We start from the raw sequence: 21,757 nt of genomic DNA, 5'->3' as shown, positions 1-21,757 counted from the left end.
GGTGAAAGTCGGGAATTGCGGAAATGAATCATCAGAAGCCCTCGCGTAGCCATCGTCCGACCTTTCCGAAATAACCGCCGGTCCCTGTCTTGACCTGGTGCCGCGTATGCCGCGGTTCGACATGTTCGAGGTGAACATATTGCGGGTAGACGAGGAGTCCGGCCGGCACCGCAAACGCGGCGTTCTTCGCCTCGTTGGGCAGCCGGCCGAAGCCGAGCGGACGTCCGACCCGCACGGGCCGGCCGAGAATCTGGGTGCCGAGCTCGACGAGGCCGGTGAGCTGCGAGGCGCCGCCCGAGAGCACGACGCGGCCGTTGGGCTCTGAGGCGAAGGGCGAATCCTTCAGCTTGTCCCGAACCATTTCGAAGACTTCCTCGGCACGGTGCTTGACGATGTTGGCGATGGTGGCGCGAGAGACGATCTGCGGCAGATCCTGCTCGTCACCGGCTGTCGGCACAGACATCAGCTCACGCGAGTCCGATCCGCCGGTGATGACGGTCCCGTATAACGTCTTGATTCGCTCGGCATCGGCAATGGTCGCGGAGAGTCCGCGCGCGAGATCCATCGTGATGTGTTGCCCGCCGACCGCAAAACCCGCCGCATGCACGAAACGGCCGCCTGAATAAACGGCAATCGTGGTGGTGCCGGCGCCCATCTCGACGACGGCAGCGCCCAGATCGGCCTCGTCGTCGGTCAGCACCGACAGGCCGGCGACATAAGGGCTCGCCGCCATGGCTTCGACATTGATGTGGCAGCGTTCGACCGCCAGCATCAGGTTCCGCGCCACGGTGGCGTCGCAGGTGACGACGTTCATGTCGACGCCGAATTGATGGGCAACCATGCCGCGGGGGTCGCGGATGCCCTTGACGCCATCGAGCGTGTAGCCGACCGGCAGCGCATGCAGCACGGTGCGGCCCTCGCCGGTGGCATGACGCATGCCGGTGGAGGTGACGCGGCTGACGTCGGCCTGGGTCACGGCACCACCCCGGATGTCGGCGGCGGCCTCGACCAGCTGGCCGGAAAGCCGGCCGCCGGAGACCGAGAGCAGCACGGACTCGACCCGCACCTTGGCCATCTTCTCCGCGAGCGCGACGGCCTGGCGCACCGCCTGCTCGCATTCACCGAGATCGATCACCGCGCCGGACTTCATGCCGCGCGACTGGATCTGGCTGTAGCCGATCAGTTCCACCGCATGGGTGCGGCCGCGCAGCGCCTCGCTCGGCGGCGACGGCTTCAGCCGCGCGATCATGCAGGCGATCTTGCTGGTGCCGATGTCGAGGCAGGCGACGAGGCCGCCGCGCTTGTGCGGCATCTGGCGCGTCTTCGGCGTCTGGGTGCGATCGAGACCGGTCATGCGGAATCCCCGGCCTTCTTTTTCTTCTTGTCCTTGAACAGATCTTCTCGCGCCTTGGCGGCGTCCTCGGACAGCTGCACCACCAGCCGATCGGGCAGGCGCATGTCGACGGCGACGATGTCGCGGGAGAACAGCCTGTCCTCCTTGTCGAGCTTGGACAGCATCGCGAGCGCCTTGCCGACGTCCTGCTCGGGCAGACGGATGTCGAGGCCGTCCTTGAGCCTCAGATTCCAGCGCCGCTCGCCGACGTAGATCGCGGCTTTCGTCACCGCATTGACCTGCGGATAGCGCGCCAGCAGCGCCAGGAAATCGCGGGCCTGAGTCTCGGCGCCCTTGCCGACCACGAGCGGCAGCGACAGGAAGCGGCGAGAGACGTAAGGCTCGAGCACGGCGCCGTCGTCGGCGATGACCGAGAGCCGGCCGGCCTCCTGCCACAGCGCGAACGCCTTGCGCTCGGTGAGCTCGATCATGAGCTGGCCCGGATAGAGCTTCAGCACGGTCGCATCCGCGATCCAGGGATTGGCCTTGAGCTTGTCGCGCACCGCGTCGGCATCGAGGAACAGCAGGGAGGACCGGCCGCTGACGCCGCCGATCGCCAGGATCTCGTCCTGGGTGAGCTGCTTGCGGCCGTTGATCACGACGGAGGTGATGCGGAAGCCGGCGGAATTGGCCAGCGCGTTGCGGGCATCGCTGACCGCGGTGATGAAATCCTGGAGATGGCCGCCCTTGACGATGCCGAAGCCGCAGCTGCCGATCAGCAGCAGCACGGTCATGCTGATCCCGACCCGGCGCGGCAGATAGCGCTCGACCAGCGCGACCACACGCGGCGGCGGCTCGCGCTCGACGACGGCCCTGGCCCTGGCCTTGGTCTTGATCTTGTCCTTGGCGGCGGCGCGCGCCTCGGCGCGCTTGTCCTGCAGCCACTCGCGCAGAAGCACGACCGCTCCGACAGCGGCCGCCTTCAGGTCAGCTTGGGGCCTCAGCGATCTGAAAAGGGACCGGGTGAGGCTTCCTGCTCCATCCATTGCACGAGCTCGTCAACAGTTTGCCCGCGACATCGCGCGGATCCTGGCGAACATGACGTCCTGGACGTGCCGGGCCGGGTGCTGGTCTTCAGCAGAAGAAAACCTCTCCCCTTCAAAGCGTTCGCTGGAGGTGACATCACCCGCGACAGCTCACGCGCCGGCAGCCAAAGCGCCATATGCGCCGCCAGCGTTAACCTTCGGACGTCCTGGTAAACAAAAGGTAAAATTCGTTAACGACGTGCGCATTTTGCCCCGTTATGTGAGGCTGTTATGCCGCGATATCCGGCATTTTACCGGTTTTGGGCGCCAAACCGGCCCGTTTCGCCGATCCGGCCGTTAACCAGTCCTAATTATTTCCGGACGCCCCGCTCCGCGAGCTCCACCAGGTCGCGCAGGAAGTCGACGAATGCGATGCCCTCGGCTTTCAGCGCCTTGGGGTAGAGCGAGGACTTGGTCAGCCCGGGCAGCGTGTTGGTCTCGAGATAGACCAGGCCCCTGTCCGAGACGATGAAGTCCGACCGGGAATAGCCGGTGCAGGACATCGCGCGGTGCGCCAGCATCGCCTGCGCCTTCAGCGCGGCGGTGATCTCGGGTGCGAAACGGCCGGGGCAGATCTCCTGAGTCGACTTCAGGAGATATTTTGCGGCGTAATCGAAATTGCCCTCGCCCGGAATGATCTCGATCGGCGGCAGCGCGATGATGGAGCCATCGGTGCGCTCCAGCACGCCGCAGGTCGCCTCGACGCCGGCGATGTAGGGCTCGATGACATAATCTTCGTGCTTGGCGGCGTTCCGGACGGCGACGAGATCCTGCTTGGCGTTGACGAAGATCAGGCCGTAGCTCGAGCCGTCGCGCGCCGGCTTTGCGATCAGCCTGCCGTATTCGGCAAAGGCCTCGTCGATGTCGTCGAGCGCAATGTTTGCCGGCGGCGTCACGCCGCCGAGGGCGGCAAACCGCTTAGCCGCGAACTTGTCGAAGGCAAGATGCGAGGAGGCCGAGCCCGAGCCGGTGAAGGGCACGCCGCGCGCCTCGCACATCACCTGCAATTCCCCGTTCTCGGCACGCCCGCCATGCAGGCCGAGCACCAGCACGCGCCCCTCGGCCTTGGCCTGGTCGAGCGCCTGCTCCAAGGGGATGCCACGCGTGCCCGGCTTGAACTCGTCCTCGAACGGGCGAGCATGCTCGAGCAGTTGCTTGGACTGCACGACATGCACCTTGTCCTCGATGTCCCACCACCAGAGATCGGCCTCGGGCAGCGCCTGATGCAGCGCCTGGGCCGAGGCGACCGAGACCAGACGTTCCCGGTTGGAGCCGCCGAAGAGGATGGTGATGCGCATGGTCATAGCCCGAAATCTCTCCATTTCGTCATTCCTGGGCGCGACGAAGTCGCGAGCCCGGAATCCATTTCTCCACCGTCTCTGCGGCCCAATGGATTCCGGGTTCTCGCTTCGCGAGCCCCGGAACGACATTCACGCGGACACCCCGATCCGCTTGATTTCCCAGTGTAGCTCGATTCCGGAATTCGCCTTCACCCGTTCGCGCACGGTCTCGCCCAGCGTCTCGATGTCGTGCGCGGTGGCATCGCCGGTGTTGATCAGGAAATTGCAGTGCATCTCCGAGACCTGCGCGCCGCCGACACGCAGGCCCCGGCAGCCGGCGGCGTCGACCAGCTTCCAGGCGGAATGGCCCGGCGGATTCTTGAAGGTGGAGCCGCCGGTCTTCTCGCGGATCGGCTGCGCCGTTTCGCGATGGCTTTGCACCTCCGCCATGCGCGCGCGGATCGCCTCCGTGTCCCTGATCTCACCGCGAAAGCGCGCCGAGGTGAAGATGATGGAAGGATCGACGCCGCTGTTGCGGTAGACGAACTTCATGTCGGCATTGGAGAACACGTGCTTGGCGCCGTCGCGCCCGACACCCCTCGCCTCGATCAGCACGTCCTTGCTCTCGCCGCCATTGGCGCCCGCATTCATGCGCAAGGCGCCGCCGATCGTGCCGGGAATGCCGAAATAGAATTCGAGCCCGCCGATATTGGCGGAGGCTGCCACTTCCGCCACCCGCTTGTCGAGTGCGGCCGCGCCCGCGGTGACGACATCGCCGCTCGCGCTCACCTCACCAAAGCCGCGCGGCGCCAGGCGGATCACGATTCCCGCGATGCCGCCGTCCCGCACGATGAGGTTGGAGCCGACGCCGACGACATAGACCGGAATGTCGGGTGAAAGATGCGCGAGGAAGTAAGCGAGATCGTCCTCGTCCGCCGGCGTGAACAGCACCTGCGCCGGGCCGCCGACGCGAAACCAGGTGAGCTCGGCGAGCGATTGGTTGGCGAGCAGCCGGCCGCGCAAGTCTGGCATCGCGGCTTTGAGAGCGGGCGTGATGTCGGGGAAGCTCATGCCGCAAGCCCCAAGCGAAGTCGGAGTTTGTGGCTACCCCTCTCCCCAACCCTCCCCCGCAAGGGGGGAGGGAGCCTGACGGGCGTGCTCACCTCACCTGGTATTACAGCTACAGTCTGATGCTTTGGGAGAGTGAGGGACGCACGGGCGGAAGGGTTCCCTCCCCCCTTGCGGGGGAGGGGTAGGGAGAGGGGTAGCCACACGGGCGGTGCTCGACGATGACGCGACATTCTCTCGATCACCCCAGCGCCTTCAATTCGCCCGGCAAGGCATAGGCCCATTGCGTGATGTTGCCGGCCCCGAGGCACACGACGAGATCGCCGGACTTTGCCAGTCCCTTGACGATGGCCGCGAGCTCCGAAGCCGCCGGCAGCGGGATCACTTCGCGATGGCCGTGGGCGCGCAGACCTTCGACGAAATGGTCGCGGTCGATGCCCTCGATCGGCACTTCGCCGGCGGCATAGACGTCGGCCACGATCACCGCGTCGGCGTCGTTGAAGCAGGTGCAGAATTCCTCGAACAGCGATTGCAAACGGGTGTAACGATGCGGCTGCACCACGGCGATCACCTTGCCGGTGTAGGAATCGCGCGCTGCTTTCAGCACGGCTGCGATCTCCACGGGGTGATGGCCGTAATCGTCGATGACGGTGACGCCGTTCCACTCGCCGGTCTTGGTGAAGCGGCGCTTGACGCCGCCGAAGCCGGCCATCGCCGTGCGGATCGCCTCGTCCGACACACCGAGCGCATGCGCGACCGCAATCGCCGCCGTCGCGTTGGAGGCGTTGTGCCGGCCCGGCATCGGCAGCGCGAGATCGGCGATCTCGTGCATGGTGCCGGCCTTGCGGTCGCGGATCACGACCTTGAACTTCGAGCCGCCGCCGCCCGCGGTGAGATCGACCAGCCGCGCATCGGCCTGCGGATTCTCGCCGTAGGTGATGATGCGGCGATCCTCGATCTTGCCGACGAGGCTCTGCACCACGGGATGATCGATGCACATCACGGCAAAGCCGTAGAACGGCAGGTTCTCGACGAAATGGCGGAAGGCGTCCTGCACGGCCTCGAAGGTCTTGAAGTGGTCGAGATGCTCGGGGTCGACATTGGTGACGATCGCGACATCGGTCGGCAGCTTCAGGAATGTGCCGTCGCTCTCGTCGGCCTCCACCACCATCCAGTCGCCGGCGCCGAGACGCGCGTTGGAACCGTAGGCGTTGATGATGCCGCCGTTGATGACGGTGGGATCGAGTCCGCCGGCGTCGAGCAGCGTTGCAACCATCGTCGTCGTGGTGGTCTTGCCGTGGGTGCCGGCGATGGCGACGCAGCTCTTCAGCCGCATCAGCTCAGCCAGCATCTCGGCGCGGCGCACCACGGGAATGCGACGTTCGCGCGCCGCCATCAGTTCCGGATTGTCGCGCTTGATCGCGGTGGAGACCACGACCACCTCGGCGCCGTCGACATTCTCGGCCTTGTGGCCGACCGAGACCTTCGCACCCTTCTTGCGCAGACGGTCGAGATTATAATTGTCGGAAGCGTCGGAGCCCTGCACGGCATAGCCGAGATTGACCAGCACCTCGGCGATCCCGCTCATGCCGATCCCGCCAATCCCGACGAAGTGGATGGGTCCGATCTCGCGCGGCAGTCTCATGGCTGTATCTCTGTCTATTCCGGCTGCGGCCGCAACATCGCCCCTGTCGTGGCCGGCCAGCGGCGAATCTCCTCCACTTCATGCAAGACCGGGCGGATCGGGACAAGCCCGGTGCGGCCTCCAAACGAGGTAATTTCCCGCTTGGATGCCCCATTTTGGCCGGTTTCGCGGACCGCGAGGCCCGCGCTCGGAGCACGGGGACCCAAGTCGCCGCTTCGGTCAGAGGGAGGCGGTTCGCGCGGCCGCCTCATCCTGGAGATCGAGCACGCGAAGATAGTTGCGCAGGCGATTGGCCTCGAGCGCGCCAATGAGCTTGTTCTGATGATACGGCAACAGGAGATCGGCGAGCGGCGCGCTCCACGACGCGTCCAGATCGAAGATCACGCCGAGCCCGAATACGGCCGGGACCTCTGCAAAGCCGAGCTCGCGGCCGCCCCTGAGCGCCTCGGCCAGAAAGTCGTCGATCGCCGTCATCACGCCGTTGCGCGCACCGCCGGAGACCTCGGCAAACGCGAACTGGCCCATGCCGCGAAAGCCGCGCCCTTTGATGAGGGCTGCCTGACCGGGAACCGCGCCGGCGTCGAAGCTGTAGGCATGGCGATAGTCGGGTGGAATTCGCTCGGGCGCATAGTAGAAATCGCGCCGACCACACGGCCAGCCGATGTCGTGCACAAAGACCAAAAGCGGCTTGCCGGCGCGACGGCTGATCGCATCGATGTGGCCGAGCTCGTTGTAGACCGTGTACCAGTTGTGATCGCCATCGACGACCCAGGCATCGGCCTCGTCAACATCGGCGAACGCCTCCAGGCTGGTTTTTGCAAGATGGCGAACGTCCGGACTGATCTTCAGCCACTCCATGAATTCGTGCTTCGGCGCGGGATCTATGGCGGTGAGGCGGCCGCCGCACCCACGACAATGCGCGGCAAGAAAAGGCGACATGCCACCATATTCCGAGCCGATCTCGACGATCTCGCGCGCATCCGCGAGCCTGAGCGCCTCGAGGACCAGATCGGAAAACTCCGCGAGGGAGTGAATCAGCAGGCCTGCCACCAACAAATCCTCCGCCGGGCACGAACGTGCCGCGCGTGCGACCATCGAGCCGAGCGACCCATGTGCAAGCTTGAACGGCGCCGACGCTAAATTCCGGCGGTCTTCACCACGAGGTCCGCAAGCCTCTCGGCCGCATCGAGCCGCCCCGCCCCCTTCGCGGCCGCAGCCATCGCGGCGAGGCGCGCGGGCTCGGCGGCCAGGCCGGAGATTTCGGACGCCAACCGGTCGGAAGTGAACTCGGTCTGCGGGATGCGGATCGCGCCATCGACCTTGACCAGCACGCCGGCATTGGCGAACTGGTCCTGGTCGATCGAGCCCGGCAACGGCACCAGGATCGAGGGCCGGCCGATCGCCGCGAGCTCGGCCACCGTGCCGGCGCCGGAGCGCGATACCACAAGATGGTTGGAGGCGAGCCGCGCCGGCAAATCGGTGAAGAACGGCGCGAGCTCGGCCTTGATCTTGAGCTTGTCGTAGACGGCCCGCACGCGGCTCATGTCCTCTTCGCGCACCTGCTGGGTGAGGACGAGGCGGCTCCATAGCGCAGGCTCGAGCCGCTCGATCGCACCGGGCACGATGTCGGCCATGATGCGCGCGCCCTGGCTGCCGCCGACGACGAGCAGGCGCAGCGGGCCGTTCACCTCGGGCGCGGCATATTTCACCGCCGCGGCCGCGAGGATCGCCGGCCGCATCGGCGTGCCGACGGTCGTGGTCTTGCCCGCTAGCGCGGGATCGCGGTCGAGCACACCGGGCAAGGAGGTTGCGATGGCGCGCACGCGGCTCGACAGGAACCGGTTGGCGCGGCCGAGCACCGCGTTGGCGTCGTGGATGATCCCGGGCACGCCGGCGAATTTCGCCGCGACCAGCGGCGGCAGCGTCGGATAGCCGCCGAAACCGACGACGGCGACGGGCTTCAACCGCTTGATCAGGGCGTAGGCTGACAGCGTGCCGGCCGCGAGCGTCAGGCCGGCATAGGCGAGTTGCAGCGGATTGCGGCCGCGCGCGGTCTCGCTCGCCACGACGTCGATCATGTCCTTGCTGAACAGCCCGCTATAACGCAGCGCGCGCTCGTCGGTGACGAGGCGGACGCGATAGCCGCGCCGGATCAATTCGACACCGAGTGCCTCGGCCGGAAACAGATGGCCGCCGGTGCCGCCCGCGGCGAGAAGAATCAGGGGGGAATTGTCCATGGTGAGGGAGTTTTACAGGCTGTCAGCGGTCATTGCGAGCCGCAACGACGGTGCCCGCGCCCCGGGAGCAGCGCAGCGCGCCGCCGTTTGCGGCGTGGTGCGCTGCTGAACCGGGGCCCATGGTTGCGGCATTCTGGGTCCCGGATCTGCGCTTCGCTGGTCCGGGACACGAGCGCGGTTACGCGTAGCTGCGCATCGCCTCGGCGTGGCCGCTGGCTTCGACCTCGGTGCGCGGGCGGAGCCGCGTCAGCGCCAGCATCATACCGACGCCATAGGCGAGCGACACGATCGAGGAGCCGCCATAGGAGATGAACGGCAGCGTCATGCCCTTGGCCGGGATGAGCTGGAGGTTGACCGACATGTTGATCGCCGCCTGCACGCCGAACAGAATCGCAAGACCCGAGGCGGCGAAGCGCGAGAACATGTCCTCATTGGCATAGGCGCGCGACAGCGTACGGATCACGACGAAGGCGAACAGCGCCAGCATGGCCAGGCACAGGATGATGCCGAACTCCTCGGCGGCGACCGCGAACACGAAGTCGGTATGGCTGTCCGGCAGGCTGCGCTTGGCGATGCCCTCGCCCGGTCCGAGCCCGAACCAGCCGCCGTTGTAGAAGGCCTCCATGGCGGTATCGACCTGGAAGGTGTCGCCGGAGGCCGGATTCATGAAGCGCCTGATGCGCCCCGCCACGTGCGGGACGAACAGATAGGCGCTGAACAGACCGGCCGCGCCGAGACCTGCGAGGCCGAACACCCAGATCATGCGCATGCCCGCGATGAAGAACAGCGAGCCCCACACCATCAGGACCAGCATGGTCTGGCCGAAGTCGGGCTCCATCACCAGCAGCGCGACCAGCATCATGAGCAGCACCAGCGCCATCGTGGTCGCCGGCATCTCCGGGCGCCTGGTCGATTCCGCGAACAGCCAGGCGGCGATCACGACGAACGACGGCTTTGCGATTTCGGACGCCTGGATGTTGACGCCGAGCAGCGTGATCCAGCGCCGCGAGCCCTTCACCTCCGGGCCGATGGCGAGCGTCAGCACGATCAGGATGATGCTCGCCGCGAAGATGATCAGGGCCGAGCGGCGGATCGCGCGCGGCGACAGGAAGGACACCCCGAGCAGCACGATGCAGGACGGCAGCAGGAACAGCACGTGGCGGCTGAAGAAGTGGAAGGGATCGAGCCCGATGCGGGTCGCAACCGGCGGGCTCGCCGCCAGCGACAGGATCACGCCGGTCAGCATCAGCGCCACGATGGCGCCCATCAGCGGCTTGTCGACGGTCCACCACCACTCGGAAAAGGGGGTGCGTTCTTCACGGGAGAGCATGGGCGACCGCTTTCGGACAGAGGTCCGTCCATTGGTCGCCGAGGTTGGTTACCGGGGGGTTAACATGATGGATCAAGTTGTAGAGAGTCTCGTGCCCCGGACGCAGCGCAGCGCGCCGCCCCTTTGCGGCGTGGTGCGCTGCAGAGCCGGGGCCCATATCGCGGCAGTGTGCAGTGTATCGTGTAGCGGCCTGGGTCCCGGCTCTGCGGAGCGTCACTGCGTGCCGCACCGCGTCTGGGACACGCGACCTCTCACACCACCGGCTTTACGCCCGGCAGCGCCTGCACCAGCTCGCGGAACTTGGTGCCGCGGATCTCGAAGTTGCGGTACTGGTCGAAGGAGGCGCAGGCGGGCGACAGCAGCACGACGGCATCGTTGAGGCCGGAGGCTTCCGCATCGCGCGCGGCGTGCTCGACGGCGACGTCGAGGGTGTGGCTGATCTCGTGCGGCACCTGCGCGCCGAGCGTGCCGGAAAATTCCGGCGCGGCCTCGCCGATCAGATAGGCTTTCCGGATGCGCGGGAAGAAGCCAGTCAAACTGGTGATGCCGCCGGCCTTCGGCTTGCCGCCGGCGATCCAGAAGATGTCGGCAAAGGACGACAACGCATGCGCGGTGGCGTCCGCATTGGTGCCCTTGGAATCGTTGACGAACAGCACGTTGCCGCGGCGGCCGACCTGCTCCATGCGGTGGGCGAGACCAGGAAAGCTGCGCAGGCCGTTTTGCAGCACCTCCAAGCTGATGCCCATCGCGAGCGCGGCAGCGGCGGCGCAAGCCGCGTTCTGCGCGTTGTGCTGGCCGCGCAGCGAACCGATGCCGCCGAGCGCGGCGACCTCGCTGCGGGCGCCGCCCGCGGTGCGCACGATATTGCCGTGCTCGACATGGATGCCTGATGCCAGCGGGTTCTTGACGGAGATGCGCACCACGTTCTTGCCGGCACGGTCGAGCCGGTCGGCGACATCACGGCAATAACCGTCATCGACGCCGACGATCGCCGTGCCGCCGTCCTGCACGCCGGCCACGAGGCGCTCCTTCACAGCGGCATAACGTTCGATGGTGCCGTGGCGGTCGATATGGTCCTCGCTGACATTGAGCAAAATGCCGACCGAAGGATCGAGCGAGGGCGTGAGGTCGATCTGGTAGGACGACATCTCGATGACGTGGACGCGGCCCATGCGCGGCGGCTCCAGCGACAGGATCGCGGTGCCGATATTGCCGCCCATCTGGGTGTCGTAGCCTGCGACCTTCGTGAGGTGCGCGATCAGCGCCGTCGTGGTCGACTTGCCGTTGGTGCCGGTGATGGCGACGAAGGGCGCGTCCGGCGCATGGCGCCGCCGCTCGCGGCAGAACAGCTCGATGTCGCCGATCACCTCGCAGCCGGCCTCGCGCGCCTTCAACACGCTCCAATGCGGCACCGGATGAGTCAGCGGCACACCGGGCGCCAGCACGAGGGCTGCGAAATCCGCCCAGGACACGCTGCGCAGATCGGCGGTGATGAAACCGGCCTGCGCGGCCTTGGCGACGTTCTCGGCATTGTCGTCCGCGGCGATCACCTCGGCGCCGCCCGCTTTCAGCGCGTGGCAGGAGGCGAGCCCCGAGCCGCCGAGGCCGAACACCGCGACGGTCTTGCCGGCGAAGGAGGTGATGGGGATCATCGAGCGATCACCGCAGCTTCAGCGTCGACAGGCCGGCGAGCGCCAGCATCACCGAGATGATCCAGAAGCGGATCACGATCTGCGGCTCGGTCCAGCCGAGCTGTTCGAAATGGTGATGGATCGGCGCCATGCGGAAGATGCGTTTTCCGGTGAGCTTGAAGGAGACCACCTGCACGATGACGGAGACCGCCTCCAGCACGAACAGGCCGCCGATCACCGCGAGCACGATCTCGTGCTTCACCGCGACCGCGATCGCGCCCAGCATGCCGCCGAGCGCGAGCGAGCCGGTGTCGCCCATGAAGATCGAGGCCGGCGGCGCATTGAACCAGAGGAAGCCGAGACCGGCGCCCAATAGCGCGCCGCAGAGCACCGCCAGCTCGCCGGTGCCGGCGACATATTTGATCTGGAGGTAATCCGCGAACACCGCGTTGCCGGCGAGATAGGCGATCATCGCAAAGCTCGCGGTGGCGATCATCACGGGCACGATGGCGAGGCCGTCGAGACCGTCGGTGAGATTCACCGCGTTGCCGGCGCCGACGATGACGAAGGCGCCGAACACGACGAAGAACCAGCCGAAATGCAGCACGGTGTCCTTCAGGAACGGAATCGTCAGCGCGGTCGACGCGGGATCGCGGTTCAGCCGCACCAGCGCGTAGCAGGCCACCAGCGCGATGATCGCCTCGATCAAGAGGCGAAGCTTGCTGCCGAACCCGGTCGTGGTCTGCTTGGTCACCTTGAGGTAATCGTCATAGAAGCCGACGAAGCCGAAGCCGAGCGTCACCGCCAGCACGATCCAGACATAGGGGTTGAGCGGATTGGCCCACAGCACGGTGCCGACGGTGAGGCCGGACAGGATCATCAACCCGCCCATCGTCGGCGTGCCCTTCTTGGCGAGATGCGATTGCGGACCGTCGGTCCGGATCGGCTGGCCCTTGCCCTGGCGGATACGCAAATGGTCGATGATCCAGGGCCCGAACAGGAACACGAACAGCGCGCCGGTGACGACGGCGCCGCCGGTGCGGAAGGTGATGTAGCGGAAGACGTTCAGGAAGGTGCGAACGGCACCGAAGCCCGGAAATGTGTTGGAGAGCTCGATCAGCCAGTAAAACATTCAATCGGTCCTATGGCGCCAATGCGCGCGGTTTTGGCCTGGATCTTGGCTTCAACGTGCCTCACGCGCATTCGCTGGTCTTCATCATGGGTCGCGCGCCCCCAGGGAAACCGGATGGCTTCGCGCCGCAAAGGGTAGGATTCGGGAACGGCGCCTTCCAAGCAGTTTACGCCTTCGCCTGCAAGGCGGCCACCAGGCCCGGCACAAACTTGTTGACCCAGAACATCTTCTTGCTGCCCTTGACAACGACCACATCGCCTGCCTGCAGCAGATTTGCGACCTCGTCCGGCTTCAGCGTGGCCGGATCGTCGTGCCAGCCGAGGCCCTTGCCTGACGGCAGCACATCGTAGAGGTGGCGCATCAGGGCGCCGACGCAGTAGACGCCGTCGATCCCGTCGAGGTGCTTGGCAAGGGCGGTGTGGTAGTCTGGCGCGTCATCGCCGAGCTCCAGCATGTCGCCGAGCACCGCAATGCGGCGGCCGCCGGTCACATGGCGGGCCTGCAGGCTTTGCAATGCGGCAGCAACGCTGGCCGGATTGCCGTTGAAGCTGTCGTCGATCACGGTGATGCCGCCGACCGCCTGCTCGACGCCGCGGCCGGTCATGATGCCGACGCGGTCGAGCTTGATCGCGAGCGTCGCCGGATCGAGATGGGCCGCGCGGATCGCGGCGAGCGCAGCCAGCGCATTCTGCACGCGATGCGGCGCGCCCGGCGTCAGGCTGAAGGCGATCTCCTTCTTGCCGATCATCGCCACGACCTGCCAGCTCTCGCCATGGGGCGCGTGCGCGACCTCATGCACCTCGGCATGCTCGCCGAAGCGCACGACCTTGCCTTTCCATTCGGACGCCTTGAGTCCGGCGGGCAGCACCAGCACGCCGTCCTCGGGCAGGCCGAGCGCGATCGAGACTTTCTCGTGCCTGATAGCTTCGAGCGAGCCGAGCTTCTCCAGATGCACGGGCTGGACGTTGACGACCAGCGCCACCGTCGGCCGCGTCAATTCGCTGAGCCGCGCGATCTCGCCTTTCTGGTTCATGCCCATCTCGACGACCCAGAGGCTGGCGTTGGGCCGCGCGTTGCACAGCGTCAGCGGCACACCCCAGAAATTGTTGAAGCTCGAGGGGCTGGCATAGGCGCTCGGATAGGCCGCCAGAAACTCCTTGGTACTGGTCTTGCCCGCGCTGCCGGTGAGCCCGATCACCGGCCCGCTGAAGCGCTCGCGCGCGGCGCGTGCGAGCGCCCAGAGGCCGTCGATCAGCGTGTCCTTGACGACGATCTGCGGAATGCGGATGCCGGCGATCTCGTGCGGCACGATCATCGCGACCGCACCGGAGGCTTCCGCCTTGTCCGCGAATTCCCAACCGTCGCGCGCACTGGCGAAGGCCGAGACGAAGCCGCCGCTCGGCGTGCCGCTCAGCGCCACGAACAGGCTGCCTGGTTTCACCAGGCGGCTATCCTGCGTGACCAAATCGATCGGAGTGTTCGGGAACGATCCGTCCGCGCCCAGCGCGCGCGCCACTTCGGCAACCGTCCATATCGGCGCGCTCATGCAATCCTCGACGCTAATGCGGCGGCGACCGCCTCGTGATCACTGAAGGGCAAGATCTCTTTGCCCACGATCTGCCCGGTCTCGTGGCCCTTGCCGGCGATGAGCAGCGCATCGCCCTCCTGCAATTCCTCGATCGCGGCGCGGATGGCCTCAGCGCGGTCGCCGATCTCACGGGCGCCCTTGGCGGTCGCAAGGATCGCGGCGCGGATCGCTTCCGGCTTCTCGCTGCGCGGATTGTCGTCGGTGACGATGACGCCGTCGGCGTTCTCGGCCGCGATCTCGCCCATGATCGGACGCTTGCCGGCATCGCGGTCGCCGCCGGCGCCGAACACGACCACCAGCCGGCGCTTGGCATAGGGCCGCAGCGCCTGCAGCGCCTTCGCCAGCGCATCGGGTTTGTGCGCATAGTCGACGAAGATCGGCGCGCCGTTGCGCTCGCCGACGCGCTCCAATCGTCCCTTGGCGCCTTCGAGATGCTCAAGGCTTGCGAACACGTCGGCTGCATCGCTGCCGGTGCCGATCGCAAGCCCCGCCGACACCAGCGCGTTCTCGATCTGGAATTCGCCGACAAGCGGCAACCGGATCGCATGGCGCTTGGCGCGGTGTTCGAGCGTCAGCCATTGCGAGAAGCCCTCGACCACGGCCTCGCTGAGACGGATACCCTCGCCCGCCCCGTCGCCGTTGCGGCCGACCGCCATCACGCGCAGGCTGCGCGCCTTCGCAGCATCGATCGCTTCCGCCGAGCAATCATGATCGGCCGAGATCACCGCCGCGCCGCCCGGGGACACGAGCTCGCGGAACAGGCGGAGCTTCGCGGCGAGATAATGCGCGACGGTCGGATGATAATCCATGTGGTCGCGCGACAGATTGGTGAAGCCGGCCGCCGAGACGCGCACGCCATCAAGGCGATACTGATCGAGCCCATGCGACGACGCCTCGAAGGCAAGATGTGTGACGCCCTCACGCGCGATTTCGTCGATCTGCCGGTGCAGCGCGATCGGATCCGGCGTCGTCAGCGAGCCATAGATGGTGCGCTTGGGCGAGACGAGGCCGATGGTGCCGATGCTGGCGGAAGCATGCCCGAGCCGCTCCCAGATCTGGCGGGTGAAGGCTGCGACCGAGGTCTTTCCGCTGGTGCCGGTCACGGCCGCGATGGTCGCCGGCTGGGCGGGGAAGAAGTTTGCAGCGGCCAGCGCCAGCGCGCGGCGCGGATTGGTCACGGTGACGAACGGCACCCTGCTGCCATCAGGGGCATGGTCACCGACCACGGCCACGGCACCCGCTTCAATCGCAGCATCGATGAAGCGCGCGCCGTCGGTCTTGCTGCCCGCCAGCGCGAAGAAGACATCACCCGGCTTGACCGCGCGGCTGTCGAGCGCAAGGCCGGTCACGTCGAGCGCGGCGGCAGCGGGCTCGATCGCGGCATCATTGCCCAGAATATCCTGACCCAGGAGGTCGCGCAGCTTCATGGTCTTCCAGTCGACATGCCCTGCCGGAAAGCCGAATCCAGGGGAAAATCCCGACTCAGCCGCGGCGATGGCTCACCCCGTTGATTACTGGGTTGTCCTGGATGCTGCAAGAATAAGGCGCTCCGCAGGCGGCAGGTCGAACCGCGGCTCGACGCCCAGAAGCGGCGCGATCCGCTCGATCACCTTGCCGCCGGTCGGCACCGCGTTCCAGCCCGAAGTGATGAAACCCTTCGTTTCGGGAATCGCCTGCGGCTCGTCCAGCATGATCAGGATCTGATATTTCGGATCGTCGCAGGGCATGATCGCGGTGAAGGAATTCAGCACGCGCTTCTTGGCATAGCGGCCGTTGATGACCTTTTCGGACGTGCCGGTCTTGCCGCCGACGTAATAGCCCTTGACGTCGGCGGTCTTGGCGGTGCCGATCTCGGCGTTGAGCCGCATCAGGAACCGCATCTTGTCGCTGGTCTCCGTCTTGATGACGCGCTTGGCGATCGCCGCGGCTTCGGATTCGCTGCGCTTCATGAAGGTCGGCGGAATCAAATAGCCGCCGTTCACCAGCGCGTTGATGCCCATCACCGCCTGGAGCGGCGCCACCGACATGCCCTGGCCGAACGCGATGGTGACCGTGTTGAGCTCACCCCAGCGTCGCGGCACCAGCGGCGCCGCGCTTTCCGGCAGCTCGGTGCGCAGCCGCGTCAGCTGCCCCATCTTGGCGAGGAACGCCTTGTGGGCCTCCACGCCCTGGCTCAGCGCGATCCGCGCGGCGCCGATGTTGGACGAGAAGGTGAACACTTCCTTGGTGTTGATGAAACGTCCGAGCGGGTGGCTGTCGTGGATGGTGAACTTGCCGTAGTGCAGGTTTCCACGCGCGTCCCACGACGAGTTCAGATTGACCTTCCCGGAATCGAGCGCCATCGCCAGCGTGAACGCCTTGAAGGTCGAGCCCATCTCGTAGACGCCGGTGGTCAGGCGGTTGATGCGGTCGGGATCGTGCGCTTCCTTCGGATTGTTGGGGTCGAAGTCCGGCAAGGACACCATCGCCACGAGCTCGCCGGTCTTGACGTTCGAAACGATGCCGGAGGCCGCCTTGGCGTGGAACTTGTCCTTGGCCTTCAGCAGCTCGTCGCGCAGCGCGTGCTCGACCCGCAGGTCGATCGAAAGCTCGATCGGCTTCTGCAGCCGGTCGGTGGCAAATCCGGCGCGGTGGAGATCGGCGAGGCCCTGATTGTCGAGCCACTTCTCCATGCCGGCGATGCCCTGGTTGTCGATGTTGACGAGGCCGATGAGGTGGGCGACCTCGTTGCCGGTCGGATAGACGCGCTTGTTCTCGCGCAGGAAGCCGATGCCCGGAATGCCGAGCTTGTGAATCGCCTGCTGCTGCTGCGCCGTGACCTCGCGCTTGAGCCAGACGAAGCCCTTGCGCGTCCTCAGGCGCTCGCGCACCTCGGCCTCGTCGAGGTCGGGCACGGTCGCGGTGAGAAGCTCGATCGCCTCGTCCTTGTCGATGATGCGGCGCGGCTCGCCGAACAGGCTCGCCGCCTTGACGTCGGTCGCGAGGATCGCGCCGTTGCGGTCGACGATGTCGGGCCGTGCGGTCGCAACCACCTCCTGCGAGGCCGCTCGACGCGCACTGTGGGCATCGGCGCCGATCGCGAACATCACGAGCCGGCCGCCGATCAGGGCGTAGACCGAGGCGAAGGCGAGCATGGCGAGACCGACCCGCGCGCGCGCCTTCGCGGCGCGGTCGACGTTGCGCCCGTAGAGCAGGCTGCGGATCAGACGCTGCCGCCAGGGTTCTGCGGGTTTGGGCGGAGTCGCAGCGCTCATTGCTTGTCCTCGGGCTGAGGCACGGAGCCCGTCACAGTGTCAGGATCGCTGGCGGCTTCGATCGTGTTGAGCATGGCCCCGATCGGATCGGGCTCGCCCGGCCTGAACATCCGCGGCGGACGCTCCGGCAGGTTCTTCAGCGAGTCATATTGCGTGCCGTTGACCGGCCTGAGCTGCAGATGCCGGTCGGACAGGCCTTGCAGCCGCAGTGGCGCATCGAGCTTGGCCCACTCGGACCGTAGCGCCGCGATCGCGTCGCGCTGCTCGCGGATCTCCGCATGCAGCCGCAGCACCTTCTCGGTGCGCGCGGTGGAGTCCATCTTGATCCGGTAGACATAGGCCGCCGCGAAGATCAGCGCGCCGATGACGAGGAGGTGGATGATGCGCATGCGCTACCCGCCCCTCATCACGTCGGAGAGTCTCGGCCAGGACGATTGCTCGCCATCCTGATGCGCCGGCGCCGAGGTGCGTTCGGCCGCGCGCAATTTCGCGGAACGCGCCCGCGGATTATGCGCGACTTCGTCGTCGCCGGCGACGATGGGCCGCCGCGTCAGCAGCTGGAAGCTCGGCGGAACTTGCGCCACCTCCGGCAGATGCCGCGAGCCGCCGCCGGTCTTCGAGCGCTCGGAGAGGAAATTCTTGACGATGCGGTCTTCCAGCGAATGGAACGAGACCACGACGAGGCGGCCACCCGGCGTGAGCACGCGCTCGGCGGCGGCCAGCGCGGTCTGCAGCTCCTCGAGTTCCTCGTTGACGAAGATGCGCAGCGCCTGAAACGTCCGCGTCGCCGGATGAATGTCGCCGGGCTTCGAACGCACCACCCTGGCGACGAGTTCGGCGAGCGCGCGCGTGGTCGTGAACGGCGTGTCCTTCCGGTCGGCCACGATGGCGCGGGCGATGCGGCGCGAATGCCGCTCCTCGCCGAGCTGATAGATGATGTCGGCGAGATCGCCTTCGGAGGCACGGGCGACCACGTCGGCCGCGGTCGGCCCCGATTGCCCCATCCGCATGTCGAGCGGACCGTCGAGGCGGAACGAGAAGCCGCGGCCGGCCTGGTCGAGCTGCATCGAGGACACGCCGACATCCATCACGACGCCGTCCACGGTGTCGATGCCCTGTGCCGCGCAGACGTCGGCGAGATTGGAGAAGCGGTCCTCGACCAGGGCCAGCCGGCCGGCGGAGCGTTCGACCAGTTCCGCACCGCCCGTGATCGCCGTGCGGTCGCGATCAATGGCGATGAGCCGGGTTCCCGGCACCTCCAGGATCGCACGGCTATAGCCGCCGGCACCAAACGTGGCGTCGACATAAATGCCGCCATCGCGCGGAGCGAGATGGGCGATGGCCTCGCGGCCAAGAACGGGAATGTGCGGGGCCGAGCTCATGCGCCACGCCTGCCGAAGGCGCTGCCTGACGTCCAAGCGAGATCGGGGACGAACCAGCCCATAACGCCTCGAATCATTCCGCGTCGCGGCGGTTCCACGACAAAGCCCCAGTCCGGCATGGTTACCGAGCCCCGTCGTCCCGGGCCGCAGACCGAGTGTTCCCAGCGGAATTTGTCGGGCAGCCATGGGATTTCGAGCCAAAATACGCTTTGGCCGCCTCCGGACGCGGGTCGGCTCTTCATCTCTCAGTAACGGCCCTTAGCGTTAAGAAAGCGTTGATCGGCTCGTTACAAGTCGCAAAGGTGAAGCGGCGGTGATGCTTCTTCCACACACATGCGCAAAATGCATCCGTTAACCGCGCCGCGCGATTGCGCGCGGTGGAGGGTAAAGGAATAGTAAAGAGAAGGGCTTGGCCCATTCGCGTCCGACCTGAGTTTTCCATGCCGCCGTCCGGTTCGTCCACACCGCCTGGAACTGATTCGAAGCGCCAGCGCGTTCTCCCGGTTCCCAAGGCCGCGGCGAACATGCGGACGTTCGAGCCGGACTCCTCGATCGTCTCCGACATCATCCCTTCGCCGAACTACGGCGAGCGCAGCAAGGGACGGCAGCCCGACATGATCGTGCTGCACTACACCGGCATGCCCGATGTCGAGGGCGCGCTGGCGCGGTTGTGCACGGCCGGCTCCGAGGTCTCGGCGCATTATGTCGTGCTGGAGGACGGGCGCATCGTGCAATGCGTGCCCGAGACCAAGCGCGCCTGGCACGCCGGCGTGTCGTCCTGGGCCGGCGAGGACGACGTCAACTCCTGCTCGATCGGCATCGAGATCGTCAATCGCGGCCACGACTGGGGCTATCCGGAGTTTCCGCTGCGCCAGATCGCCGCCGTGATCGCGCTGTGCCGCGGCATCATGCTTCGCCGCAAGGTGCCGTCCCACCGGGTGCTCGGCCATTCCGACGTCGCGCCCGCGCGCAAGAAGGACCCCGGCGAGAAGTTCCCGTGGCACTCGCTCGCCAATTCCGGCGTCGGTCACTGGGTCACGCCCGCCCCTGTCGTGCGCGGCGAGACGCTGATGCTCGGCACCATCAGCGACGAGGTGCTGAGCCTGCAGCAGGCGCTCGCCAGATACGGCTACGGCGTGCCGCTGACCGGCAAATACGACGCCGCGACCATGGAAGCCGTCACGGCCTTCCAGCGCCATTTCCGCCCGGCGCGGCTCGATGGCGTCGCGGACCACTCGACGCTGTCGACATTGCAGGCGCTGCTGGCGAGCCTGCCGACGGAAGGGACGACCGTCGCGTCGAAGTGACGGGGTAGACCACGCAGTTCACTCTCGTGTCCCGGACGCGCGAAGCGCGAGCCGGGACCCAGCCGGCGAGACGAGTCCGCTGCGGCGAGATGGGCCCCGGCTCTGCAGCGCACCGCCAAGAGGGCGCTGCGCTGCGTCCGGGACGCAAGCGCCCTACCCCATCTCCCTCATCCTTCGCGCATACAGCCGCCGCAGCGGCTCGAGCTGCGTCGCCTCCGTCGCCGCGCGGTAGGCCTCGCGCGCTTCGACGTTGCGGCCAAGCCGCCGCAACAGATCGGCGCGCACCGCGGGCAACAGCTCGTAGCCGCGCAGCCCGCCTCGGGCACTGATCGCATCGACGAGATCGAGCGCGCGGGCCGGCCCATCGACCATCGACAGCGCGGCCGCGTGGTTGAGCTCGATCACGGGCGAGGCACCGATGCGCAGCAAGACCCCGTAGAGCCCGGCGATTTGCCGCCAGTCCGTCTGCTCATAGCTCGGCGCGCGAGCATGCAGCGCGGCGATCGCGGCCTGCACGGCGTAGGGTTGCGGCGGGCCGGGCACGCGTAGCGCGTCGTCGACCAGGCGCAGCCCCTCCTCGATCTGCGCGCGATCCCACAAAGCGCGGTCCTGCTCTTCGAGCAGCACGATGTCGCCGGCCACGGTCTCGCGTCCCGCGCGACGCGCGTCGTGCAGCAGCATCAGGGCCAGCAAGCCCTTGATGCCGGCGCGATCCGGCATCAGCCGGTCGAGCAGGCGGGCGAGCCTGATCGCTTCGATCGCGAGATCCGGACGCATCAAATCTGCACCCGACGTCGCGACATAGCCCTCCGTGAAGACGAGATAGATCACCGCGAGCACGCCCTCGAGCCGCGCCGCCAGCGCCTCGCGCTCCGGCACCTCGTAGGGGATCCCGGCGAGTCTGATCTTCTGCTTGGCACGAACCAGCCGCTGCGCCATCGCCTCCTCGCCGACGAGAAAGGCCCGCGCGACCTGTGCGGTGGAAAGGCCGCAGACGGTGCGCAGCGTCAGCGCGACCTGAACCTCCGGCGCGAAGGCGGGATGGCAGCAGGTGAAGATCAGCCGCAGCATGTCGTCGTCGAGCAACAGCGGCGGCTCGTCGGCGGCTTGCGCGTTCAGCTCCAGCTCATGCATCAGCGCCCGCTGCTTGCCGCGGAACACCGCCTGGCGGCGGATGCGATCGATCACCTTGTGCTTGGCGACATTGACCAGCCAGGCGCGCGGATTGTCGGGGACCTCGCACGCCGCCCAGCGTTCCAGAGCGACGGCAAACGCATCCTGAAGCGCGTCCTCGGCGAGATCGAAATCGCCGACGAGACGGATCAGCGTGGCCAGCGCCCGCCCCGCCTCGTCGCGGAAGATTCTTTCGATCTCGTAAGGGGTCATCGAATGATGCTTTGCACGTCATCCCGGGGCGGGAGGCAGTCGCGAACTCTGGTGCGCAATTGCGCACCTGAGAATCTCGAAATCGCGGCACGAGATTTC

17 protein-coding genes are annotated in these 21,757 nt (G+C 66.7%); 1 reads left to right on the top strand and 16 read right to left on the bottom strand.

Going from position 1 to position 21,757, the window contains the following annotated elements; translation table 11 throughout:
* Positions 1-31 precede the first annotated feature (31 nt).
* From ftsA to rsmH, 15 genes are all read right to left on the bottom strand, one after another.
* Complete coding sequence (gene ftsA / locus E4K64_RS07195) at positions 32-1,354, bottom strand: cell division protein FtsA (protein WP_126255276.1); 1,323 nt, start codon at positions 1,352-1,354, stop codon at positions 32-34.
* Positions 1,351-2,379 carry a cell division protein FtsQ/DivIB gene (locus tag E4K64_RS07190; protein WP_135162894.1) on the bottom strand — a complete coding sequence of 343 codons (1,029 nt, stop codon included), beginning with the start codon at positions 2,377-2,379 and terminating at the stop codon, positions 1,351-1,353. The genes ftsA and E4K64_RS07190 overlap by 4 nt, the downstream gene beginning before the upstream one ends.
* A gap of 350 nt (positions 2,380-2,729) precedes the next feature.
* Positions 2,730-3,716: a D-alanine--D-alanine ligase family protein gene (locus tag E4K64_RS07185; RefSeq protein WP_167771871.1), complete on the bottom strand. Its 987-nt coding sequence runs from the start codon at positions 3,714-3,716 to the stop codon at positions 2,730-2,732.
* Positions 3,717-3,848: 132 nt separating this feature from the next.
* A complete protein-coding gene (murB, locus tag E4K64_RS07180; RefSeq protein ID WP_135162892.1) occupies positions 3,849-4,769 on the bottom strand; it encodes a UDP-N-acetylmuramate dehydrogenase in 921 nt (306 codons plus the stop codon).
* A 238-nt stretch (positions 4,770-5,007) separates the two neighbouring features.
* On the bottom strand, positions 5,008-6,411 hold the full coding sequence (murC, locus tag E4K64_RS07175) for a UDP-N-acetylmuramate--L-alanine ligase (protein ID WP_135162891.1): 1,404 nt from the start codon (positions 6,409-6,411) through the stop codon (positions 5,008-5,010).
* 219 nt (positions 6,412-6,630) lie between these two features.
* Positions 6,631-7,461: a class I SAM-dependent methyltransferase gene (locus tag E4K64_RS07170; protein WP_135162890.1), complete on the bottom strand. Its 831-nt coding sequence runs from the start codon at positions 7,459-7,461 to the stop codon at positions 6,631-6,633.
* A gap of 86 nt (positions 7,462-7,547) precedes the next feature.
* Complete coding sequence (gene murG, locus E4K64_RS07165) at positions 7,548-8,648, bottom strand: undecaprenyldiphospho-muramoylpentapeptide beta-N-acetylglucosaminyltransferase (protein ID WP_135162889.1); 1,101 nt, start codon at positions 8,646-8,648, stop codon at positions 7,548-7,550.
* Positions 8,649-8,826: 178 nt separating this feature from the next.
* Positions 8,827-9,978 (bottom strand): putative lipid II flippase FtsW, encoded by a 1,152-nt coding sequence (gene ftsW, locus E4K64_RS07160; RefSeq protein ID WP_135162888.1) that lies wholly within the window; start codon positions 9,976-9,978, stop codon positions 8,827-8,829.
* Between the two features lie 251 nt (positions 9,979-10,229).
* Positions 10,230-11,630, bottom strand: a complete 1,401-nt coding sequence (gene murD / locus E4K64_RS07155) for a UDP-N-acetylmuramoyl-L-alanine--D-glutamate ligase (protein ID WP_135162887.1) — start codon at positions 11,628-11,630, stop codon at positions 10,230-10,232.
* Between the two features lie 7 nt (positions 11,631-11,637).
* Positions 11,638-12,741, bottom strand: coding sequence for a phospho-N-acetylmuramoyl-pentapeptide-transferase (gene mraY / locus E4K64_RS07150; protein WP_135162886.1), 1,104 nt, complete (start codon positions 12,739-12,741; stop codon positions 11,638-11,640).
* Positions 12,742-12,907: 166 nt separating this feature from the next.
* Positions 12,908-14,287 carry a UDP-N-acetylmuramoyl-tripeptide--D-alanyl-D-alanine ligase gene (locus tag E4K64_RS07145; protein WP_135162885.1) on the bottom strand — a complete coding sequence of 460 codons (1,380 nt, stop codon included), beginning with the start codon at positions 14,285-14,287 and terminating at the stop codon, positions 12,908-12,910.
* Complete coding sequence (locus tag E4K64_RS07140; protein WP_135162884.1) at positions 14,284-15,756, bottom strand: UDP-N-acetylmuramoyl-L-alanyl-D-glutamate--2,6-diaminopimelate ligase; 1,473 nt, start codon at positions 15,754-15,756, stop codon at positions 14,284-14,286. Before E4K64_RS07140 ends, E4K64_RS07145 begins: the two co-directional genes overlap by 4 nt.
* Positions 15,757-15,840: 84 nt before the next feature.
* Positions 15,841-17,583, bottom strand: a complete 1,743-nt coding sequence (locus tag E4K64_RS07135; RefSeq protein WP_135162883.1) for a peptidoglycan D,D-transpeptidase FtsI family protein — start codon at positions 17,581-17,583, stop codon at positions 15,841-15,843.
* Positions 17,580-17,972 (bottom strand): cell division protein FtsL, encoded by a 393-nt coding sequence (gene ftsL, locus E4K64_RS07130; protein WP_135162882.1) that lies wholly within the window; start codon positions 17,970-17,972, stop codon positions 17,580-17,582. Before ftsL ends, E4K64_RS07135 begins: the two co-directional genes overlap by 4 nt.
* A gap of 3 nt (positions 17,973-17,975) precedes the next feature.
* The gene (gene rsmH, locus E4K64_RS07125; RefSeq protein ID WP_167771855.1) at positions 17,976-18,965 is read right to left on the bottom strand and encodes a 16S rRNA (cytosine(1402)-N(4))-methyltransferase RsmH; all 990 of its coding nucleotides are present in this window, start codon (positions 18,963-18,965) and stop codon (positions 17,976-17,978) included.
* A gap of 524 nt (positions 18,966-19,489) precedes the next feature.
* On the opposite strand from rsmH, the gene E4K64_RS07120 reads away from it, so the two are divergent.
* The gene (locus E4K64_RS07120) at positions 19,490-20,272 is read left to right on the top strand and encodes an N-acetylmuramoyl-L-alanine amidase (RefSeq protein ID WP_135162880.1); all 783 of its coding nucleotides are present in this window, start codon (positions 19,490-19,492) and stop codon (positions 20,270-20,272) included.
* A 153-nt stretch (positions 20,273-20,425) separates the two neighbouring features.
* On the opposite strand, the gene E4K64_RS07115 is transcribed toward E4K64_RS07120, so the two are convergent.
* The gene (locus E4K64_RS07115) at positions 20,426-21,658 is read right to left on the bottom strand and encodes an RNA polymerase sigma factor (protein WP_135162879.1); all 1,233 of its coding nucleotides are present in this window, start codon (positions 21,656-21,658) and stop codon (positions 20,426-20,428) included.
* Positions 21,659-21,757: the final 99 nt, after the last annotated feature.

The organism is Bradyrhizobium frederickii, assembly GCF_004570865.1.
GTDB classification, from domain to species: Bacteria; Pseudomonadota; Alphaproteobacteria; order Rhizobiales; family Xanthobacteraceae; genus Bradyrhizobium; species Bradyrhizobium frederickii.
Note: the sequence above shows the minus strand (reverse complement) of the source record. Positions and strands in the feature narration are given on the sequence as shown.